Source organism: Microcoleus sp. S28C3, from assembly GCF_036700785.1.
Lineage (GTDB): Bacteria > Cyanobacteriota > Cyanobacteriia > Cyanobacteriales > Microcoleaceae > Microcoleus > Microcoleus asticus.
Window position 1 is genome coordinate 1 of record NZ_JAUBPO010000180.1, and the last position, 8,235, is coordinate 8,235.

Genomic DNA, 8,235 nt, shown 5'->3' on the forward strand with positions numbered 1-8,235 from the left:
AAATACGTCAATATACTTACACACAGAAAATCATTTAGGATTGCTCTAGATATAGAAAATCATTTAGGATTGCTATATGTAGGGGTAGTGCCAAGAGTGCCTACCCCGGCCAAAGCGGGGCAACCACGGGGGGTTTGCCCCTACAAGAATTACACAAATGATTTAGGATTGCTATATCAGTCATTAGTCATTAGTCATTGGTTATTGGTTATTAGAACAAACAAATAACCAACAGTCAACAGTCAACAGTCAACAATCATTCCGGTGTTACCGGAATTGACTTCACGCATCTGTTCTTGCACCCAATTTTGAAACAGTTCGCGGAGCAAACCTTGACGCATGGCTACATCGAACTGCGCCGGAATCAATCTTTCTAATCTGACAATTACCAGCCATTCTTCTATACGGATAGGATGCCAAAGCTGACCGGGCCCGCTTACCGCCAACAGATGCGCCAAATTGGGGTGGATTGTGCCGAGTTCCGCCGGGCCAAGAATCCCATTCACTTGAGCTTCAGGGCCTTGGGAATACTCGCGCGCCAGTTCGGCAAAGGATTGCTCTTTTTCTTGAATCCGAAAATACAGTTCTCGCGCAATTTCTGTCTCTTTAACCCGAATCAAAGAATAAATGACTCGATCTAGCGATCGCTTGCGTTGCAGAAAATATGACTCTAGTTTGTGATGCCAAGTTTGGTGTTTAAATTTCTCAATTTTGAGCAGCCTTGGAATGAAAACAGTCTCTAAAATTTCCCGACTCATCCCGTGCTGTTTTAGCCAAATCTGTTGTGTGGTTTCGTCTATCAGTTGATTTTGTTCGTAGAACTGCTGGCGGGCATTCGCGATTTCTTCAGGGGTGCAATCGATGGGGGCGATCGGCTGATAGTAAAGAGTAGCACCACTTGGCATTTCTTGCCCCAAGACAATCCAAAACTCGCAGATCAGCTAACATTTCTGCGGTTATGGGTCGATCGGTCGTTGTTTCAACTTTGATGAGAGACATAATTAATTCCTCTTAATTACAATACTTCGGACAGTTTTATATATTATCGAGTGTCCGAAACCCAGACTGGCTATATGGTGGACTATTATTTCAAGGTTTAAGTCCAGCCCTAAGTTTCCTAAAATGCGTTAAAAATGGCAGGGCTTTCTCTGTAAGGCTTACAGGGCCGTTAAAAAACTGTCCGAAGTATTGTTAATTAGTAATGACTGTTGACTTTTGACTGTTGGCTGTTGACTGTTGGTTATTTGTTATTTGTTTGTTCTAATAACCAATCACCAATGACTAATGACTGATGACTAATAACTAATGACTAATGACTAATAACTAATGACTAATGACTAAATCTGTTCGATCGCCCGATCGACAGCAGTGCGGGCGCGGAAACTCAGCGCGGTGCGATCGATGCGATCGCGCAGCGATTCAAACCGCGCAGTCGCCCCTTCTCGCTCGCCCAAAGCTAAAGCACCCTGAATCAAAATCGCCCAAGCCAGAGCAATCTCGCTGGGATGATCGACCGTCTGAGCAGCTTCTAAAGCAGCTTCAGCGCGGGCTGTTGCCAAAAGAGGTCGATCGCACTCTAAATCCACTTGAGCCGCCCCAATCAGCACATAAGACAGCATCCGTTTGGCATCCACCTGTTGCAAAGTCGCGATCGCTCGCTCCAAAGCAGCATCGGCTCCAATTTGCTGAAGCTGATAGTTTGCTAAAGCTAAAAGTGCCTGGGCGATCGCACCTTCACTGCCTTCGCCTTTGATTTTGGCTCCGACGATCGCCATTTCCTGACAATAAGGCAAGGCCGCCGCCGGATCGCCCGCTTCCAGTTCCGTCATCGCCAAATAGCTGAGGTTATAACACTCGCACCAGCGATCCTGCTGGGCCTGGGCCAATCGCCACGCCTGTTGCAACAGAGTTCGCGCTTCCGCATAGTTCCCGTGATGGCGCTGTACGGCACCCAACCCTTGGGGAATTCCGATGTTTGTAGCGCCAACTCTCCCCGCCAGGGACTGTGCCTCCAGCAACAATGCTTCTGCCCGCGTCATTTCCCGTCCAATTTCCGCCAAGCAAGACCCGCTATATACCAGCAATCGCACGGCAGTAACTGGACTGGATGCCCGACTTACCTCTGCTGCCCGCAGCGAGTGTTGGTGGACGTTAGCGAAGTTGCTGCGATCGAAATGGAGGATCACCAAGGCCTCAAGTCCCGTGGCTTCTGCTTCTTCTAAACGGAGAGCATTTGCTTCATGGATTAAGCGGTACACATCGCTGTCGAGTTGAGAAACTCGATCGCCCGTAACGCCTGCGATCGCGCTAACCCGCAGCAATTTTGAATGCAATTGAATGCGAGTGCGATCGTCAAGTCCTTGACACTGCTCGATCCCAAGCTGAGCTAATTCTGATGCTTCCGCGTAGGCAAACAATTTCAGGCAGCGTTCGGCGGCACAGAAGGCGCTAGACGCTGCTAATTCTCGATCGCCCCCGATAGCCGCGTGACGGGCAATATCGCCAGCCCAAGCGCTGTCTGGTGTGGAGAGTTGATTCAACTTATGGGCAATTTGCAAATGGATCAAATGGTGGCGCGGTTGTGACAACTTCAGGAATGTCAGCAGATGGCGATCGCTAATTTAAATGACATTGCTATACTATGTTATCCGTGCTGCGCTCTGTTTAAACTAGCCACACTTTTGTATTTTTTATATAAATGTAAGATTGATGCGGTACGATCTATTTCACTACCGCTCTCTATCAATGCAATTAACAAGGCAAACATGACCGCCAAAATTGCTACTATCATCCTCTCGTTTATACTTTTGAGTCTAGCATTCAGCAACACGCTTTCCAAAAATCCTTTTTTAAAACTTTTCCCTGACAGCAACTCGCCCAATAAATCAACATCAAAATCTACAAGATTGACCGCCCAAACGCAAAACAAGGAGAAAAAAAACACCGTGCAAGATATTCTCGATGACAGCGCCAAATTAGAAAAACTAGCTGGCGAATTCCAATTTATAGAAGGCCCGATTTGGCATCCCGACGGCTTTTTGCTGTTCAGCGATATTCCCGCCAATATTATCTATAAATTCGCATCAAATCAGCAAGTTGAGGTATTTCGCCGCCCTTCGGGAAAAGCCAACGGGAATACTTTAGACAAAGAAAACCGCTTACTTACTGCCGAACACGAAAATCGCCGCGTATCGCGCACAGAAAAGGACGGCAAAGTTATCACCTTGGCGGATAGATACGAGGGCAAGCGGCTCAACAGTCCGAACGATTTGGTTGTTAAATCCGACGGCAGCATTTATTTTACCGATCCGTCCTACGGTGTTAGTAAAGATCAGGAAGAATTGGGTTTTTACGGTGTTTACAGGCTGGCACCCGACGGAAAATTAACTCTGCAGGTTAAAGATTTGGTGCTGCCGAATGGCATCGCCTTTTCGCCAGACGAGCAAAAACTTTATGTTAACAATTCGGAAGCTGGATACATTGCCGTTTTCGATGTCAAGCCGGACGGAACTGTTACCAACCAGCAGCTTTTTGCGGAGTTAAAAGATGCCAGTCAAGGCGGAGTTCCCGACGGTCTAAAACTGGATGTAGAGGGGAATGTTTACAGCACCGGGCCGGGGGGAGTGTGGATTTTTTCGCCGGATGGTAAGCTTTTGGGGAAGATTCCTGTGCCTGAGACGGCGACTAATTTGGCTTGGGGAGAAAGCGATCGCAAAACGCTTTACATTACCGCAAATACAAGTCTGTATCGGATTCGCCTTAAAATTGCGGGCGTGCGGCCTGGAAAATAATCTAAAATCGGGCGAAGTTGAAAGTAAAGTGGTCTTTGCAGGCGAATCTCATATAAAGTATTTGTTTGTAGTAGTTCTTAAGCGCTGCTGCGAACTTTTATTTAAGACATTTTTTGACCAAGAATTTTTTGATGGTACCCGCCACGTGATCGATCCGTGGAATCAATCCAAAATCTCAAATCTAAAATCCTCAAGCCCCCGAATTGATCCGTGGGGTCAATCCAAAATCTCAAATCTAAAATCTAAAATCGAATGACTGCGATGTTCATAGCCCGCTTGCATAAATTTCTGACTGCGACTGTGGATGAAAAATCCCGATCGCACACAATATTTTGGTTGACTCTGAGCTTGACATTTGCCGCAGTTTATGCAATTTTAGGACTCAAGCAAGTCTTCAGTGCCGAGTATATGGTGCAAGACGATGCGAGGCAGCACGTTTTCTGGATGATGCGGTTTGTCGATCCTGAATTATTCCCCAACGATTTCATTGCTAATTACTTTCAATCAGTCGCTCCCGCAGGATACAGCACGCTCTACAAATTAGCCGCAACAGTTGGCATTCACCCGCTATTATTTCACAAAATATTGCCGCTATTTCTCGGCTTAATCTCCACTTATTACTGTTTTGGCTTGTGTCTAGAAATGCTGCCAGTGCCGATGACTGGATTTATTGCATCTTTGCTGCTAAATCAGCATATGTGGATGACAGACGATTTGGCTTCCACAACGCCAAGAGCTTTTATCTATCCGATATTCCTTGCTTTTTTATATTATTTGTCGCGCAGTTCGTTGCTGCCTTGTTTAGGGGCGATCGCGCTAATCGGACTATTCTATCCTCCTTACGCCTTGGTTGCTGCCGGAATTTTAGTTTTGTGCCTGCTATGCTGGGAAAATGGCGGTTTGCGCTTGTCGGGCGATCGTACTAATTACCTATTTTGCACTGCTGGTTTGGGAGTAATCTTTTTACTAATGCTGCCCTATGCCTTAGATAACTCTGAATTTGGCCCAACTTATACCGCAGCAGAAGCGAAGCAAATGGGCGAATTTGCACCTGACGGCAGAAATGCTTTTTTTCGTCCAAATCCGGTAGATTATTGGTTGACAGGGCGGGGCAGCGGGATGTTTCCCAAGTCGCTGTTTACGCCTGTAACTCACTGTGTCGGCCTGTTATTTCCGCTGCTGCTGTTTTTGCGATCGGCTTTTCCTTTAGCAAATCAGATTCAAAGCAAAATCTGGCTTTTGCTTCAGCTATTCTTAGCATCCTCGGCGATGTTTTTTGCAGCTCACGCTACCATTTTTAAATTGTATCAACCAGGTCGCTATACTGCCTACAGCTTGCGATTTATTGTTGGGTTGATAAGTGCGGTCGCCATAACTTTAATTATCGATGGAGTCGGTCATTGGGCATCAAAAACCGCAACAACATTTCATTTTAAAAATTTAGTTGCACTAATTACGACAGCGACAATCGCTATCGGCGTTGTCCTTTATCCCTGCTCGGTCAAAAAATTCCCCACAGTCGGGTATACCGAAGGTAAAATGCCGGGTTTGTACAAATTTTTTCAGCAACAGCCTAAAGATATATTGATTGCTTCCATCGCGGCAGAGACTGATACTTTGCCAACATTTAGTCAGCGTTCGGTTTGGGTGGCAAAAGAATATGCAGTGCCTTATCAGAGAGGCTACTACAGCCGATTTAGGCAGCGAGTTAGCGATTTAATTCGCGCTCAATACACGCCAGATCGAGCTGTATTGCAAAATTTTATTAATCAATATGGAGTTGATTTTTGGATGATCGATCGCAATGCGTTGACTCTTCAGTATGTAGAGGAGTACGGCTGGATCGATGATTTTGATGCGACACCGCAGGCGATGCTTTCTCTCAAACAAGGAAAAATTCCCGCCTTAGCTCCAGCAATGACAAGTTGTGCTGTTTTTCAAAATGAAATTCTAGTGGTTTTGGATGCGTCTTGTATTGTGAAATTGACCGGGAATTAAGGCGAAGCAGATCCAAATCATCTGCTTTACCAGCAAGAGCATGGGAACTCAAAAAAAAGTCAATTAGGGGATGGGGAAGATATCAAACATGAATTAGAATGGTTAGAAAATCCTAATTATTCTGTTAGTGCAAATGTTACCGCCTGCTGGGGGGGATGAAACAGGAACCGATTCGGTTGTGTGGGGCTTGTTATTCTGAGTCGCCTTGTCATAAGATTGAGTGGCAGTTTAAGACGGTGACGGGGTGTGTTAGCGAAGTTCCTGCGAAGCAGGCTCGGCATCAGTTATGCTTGCTGTTGGAATGTCCCAACTGTGGGGCGAGGTTTAAGGTTCCGGCTTTGTCGGTTGATGGCCGGTGTCAGCGGTGTTTGATGGGTTTTGGAGAGAGGGCGAATAGGCAGGAAATAATTGTATAGTTGCTATCACTGTTTTCTAAATATCTTGATCTCTTGAAAAAGAGATTGTTCTATGAGATCAATATTCAATAGGAAATACATATTTTAATATTTATGATCTAACAGCTACTAATGAATGTAAAATATTTAAATCGCGCGTATTTTTTTATCGATAATGCTAGAAGTTACACCAAAAACACAAAATATAAAATCGCCTACTGTACTCGATATTTTTTGCGGTGCAGGTGGGATGAGCTTAGGCTTTCAGAATGCTGGGTGTGAAATTTTAGGGGGAATTGATAAAAATCCTCATGCTATAAGAACGCATCATAGAAACTTTCCTAACTGTGAACTGATGCGTGATGCTCAGTCTATCGAATCTATTACTGATTTGAGTAAGCTGAAGTTGAAGCCGGGACAAATTGATATTTTAATTGGGGGGCCACCCTGCCAAGTATTTTCAGTAGTAGGCAAAGGTAAAATGAAGTCTTTAGGAAAACATATCAAAAGTGACGCTAAAAATTTTTTGTATAAAAAATTTATTAGAGTAGTTCAATATTATAAGCCTCTGTTTTTTGTAATTAAAAATGTAAATTATCTCCTCAATCACTGGATATTTCCTACTTTTACAAAAGATTTACAAAAGGGATTAGATAGAAAAAGAAAGGATTATCCAGGCTATAATCTTAGCCATCAAATTCTCACTGCTTCTGATTACGGTGTCCCTCAAATCCGCAAACGCTTATTTATTGTGGGTAGGCGTAAAGATACGAATCTAACTTTCGAGTTTCCCGATGTGAATACAAGTTCTCCTGTCTCTGTCGGGGAAGCAATTGGAGATTTACCAGAATTAAAGCCTATAAGTCTACCTTTGAAGAGGAAAAGCACTGCACCCAAGCAAATAGACGTTCCTGAAGCTTACCATTCTTTGCCTAAATCCGAGTATCAAAAGCTAATGAGAACTCAATCTTGTGATACGGTAATGAATCATATGTGTCGATCGCATAATGATAAAGATTTGCATATCTTTAGCATCATGCCTCAAGGGGGTATATATAAAAATATTCCTGATGAATTAAAACGCTACAGCGCTCTGAGTTTTGAGGACAAGTATAAACGCTTACACTGGGATAAACCCTCATGGACACTAACGGCACATATGCAGAAAGATTGTTTAGCCTATATCCATCCAAGACAAACCAGAAGTATCTCTGTAAGAGAGGCTGCTAGACTTCAAAGTTTCCCAGATCATTTTGTATTTGATGCACCTATGACGAAAATGTTTGAGCTAGTTGGGAATTCTGTACCACCTCTTTTAGCTGAGATGATAGTTTTACATAGTTAAGGTAGGAAAAAATGGCTGTAGGTAAGCGTTGGTTACGAGATGAACTAATTATTGCAATGAATTTATACTGCAAGCTTCCGTTTGGAAAGCTAGATGAAAAAACACCCATTATTATTGAAGTTGCTAACAAGTTAGGAAGAACACCAAGCAGCCTAACTATGAAGCTATGTAATTTAGCTTCACTCGATCCTATCTTACAAGCCAGAGGTGTTCAAGGTCTTCGCAATGCGAGTAAAGCCGACAGAGAAATTTGGCAAGAGTTTTATAACAATTGGGAAGAACTTGGGGTTGAAAGTGAAGAACGGTTTCAAGAACTATTTAAAAACCTAATACCAGAAGAGTATGAACTACCTAACCAGCGAAAATTCAATAACTCTATACCAATTAAAACACCGAGAAGTCAGCCAACTGGTTCAACCGAAGCAACAGTCACTGTAAAAGCTAGAATAGGACAGAATTTTTTTCGTCAAACTGTTCTAGCTAACTACAACAGCCGTTGCTGCATTACTGGTAATCCAATTCCCGAACTTTTGGTTGCAAGTCATATACTACCCTGGGGTAGTTACATAGATCATCGGCTTAATCCTCATAATGGTTTGTGTCTTGCTCGTACTCAAGATACAGCGTTTGGTAGTGCCCTGAAGGAAAGGATCGAGTAAGTTACTATTAGAGAGAAGTGTTTATCATAGTGTGATATGACAGTAGA

General features: G+C 43.8%; 8 protein-coding genes. 5 read left to right on the plus strand and 3 right to left on the minus strand.

The window, feature by feature from the left end; translation table 11 throughout:
- The coding region (locus QUA13_RS30490; protein WP_333204583.1) for a hypothetical protein at window positions 1–228 on the plus strand (228 nt) is incomplete at its 5' end.
- Between the two features lie 14 nt (window positions 229–242).
- Here the strand turns inward: QUA13_RS30490 and QUA13_RS30495 are convergent.
- The 3 genes from QUA13_RS30495 to QUA13_RS30505 form a co-directional block, all read right to left on the minus strand.
- Window positions 243–905, minus strand: a complete 663-nt coding sequence (locus tag QUA13_RS30495) for a peptidylprolyl isomerase (protein WP_333204585.1) — start codon at window positions 903–905, stop codon at window positions 243–245.
- A 432-nt stretch (window positions 906–1,337) separates the two neighbouring features.
- Window positions 1,338–2,540, minus strand: coding sequence for a hypothetical protein (locus QUA13_RS30500; protein ID WP_333204587.1), 1,203 nt, complete (start codon window positions 2,538–2,540; stop codon window positions 1,338–1,340).
- Between the two features lie 104 nt (window positions 2,541–2,644).
- Window positions 2,645–2,944 carry a hypothetical protein gene (locus QUA13_RS30505; protein ID WP_333204589.1) on the minus strand — a complete coding sequence of 100 codons (300 nt, stop codon included), beginning with the start codon at window positions 2,942–2,944 and terminating at the stop codon, window positions 2,645–2,647.
- Window position 2,945: 1 nt separating this feature from the next.
- Between QUA13_RS30505 and QUA13_RS30510 the strand changes: the two genes are divergently transcribed.
- The 4 genes from QUA13_RS30510 (at window position 2,946) to QUA13_RS30525 (ending at window position 8,188) form a co-directional block, all read left to right on the plus strand.
- Entirely contained in the window at window positions 2,946–3,791 is an 846-nt protein-coding gene (locus QUA13_RS30510) for an SMP-30/gluconolactonase/LRE family protein (RefSeq protein ID WP_333204591.1), read from the plus strand.
- A 252-nt stretch (window positions 3,792–4,043) separates the two neighbouring features.
- Window positions 4,044–5,789 carry a hypothetical protein gene (locus tag QUA13_RS30515; RefSeq protein ID WP_333204593.1) on the plus strand — a complete coding sequence of 582 codons (1,746 nt, stop codon included), beginning with the start codon at window positions 4,044–4,046 and terminating at the stop codon, window positions 5,787–5,789.
- 570 nt (window positions 5,790–6,359) lie between these two features.
- Window positions 6,360–7,529, plus strand: coding sequence for a DNA cytosine methyltransferase (locus QUA13_RS30520; protein ID WP_333204595.1), 1,170 nt, complete (start codon window positions 6,360–6,362; stop codon window positions 7,527–7,529).
- Window positions 7,530–7,540: 11 nt separating this feature from the next.
- Entirely contained in the window at window positions 7,541–8,188 is a 648-nt protein-coding gene (locus QUA13_RS30525; protein WP_333204597.1) for an HNH endonuclease, read from the plus strand.
- Window positions 8,189–8,235 lie beyond the last annotated feature (47 nt).

Bases quoted from the DNA above. Each gene is read 5' to 3' on its own strand.
- QUA13_RS30495 (WP_333204585.1), bottom strand. From the start codon at position 905: ATGCCAAGTGGTGCTACTCTTTACTATCAGCCGATCGCCCCCATCGAT.
- QUA13_RS30515 (WP_333204593.1), top strand. From the start codon at position 4,044: ATGACTGCGATGTTCATAGCCCGCTTGCATAAATTTCTGACTGCGACT.
- QUA13_RS30520 (WP_333204595.1), top strand. From the start codon at position 6,360: ATGCTAGAAGTTACACCAAAAACACAAAATATAAAATCGCCTACTGTA.
- QUA13_RS30525 (WP_333204597.1), top strand. From the start codon at position 7,541: ATGGCTGTAGGTAAGCGTTGGTTACGAGATGAACTAATTATTGCAATG.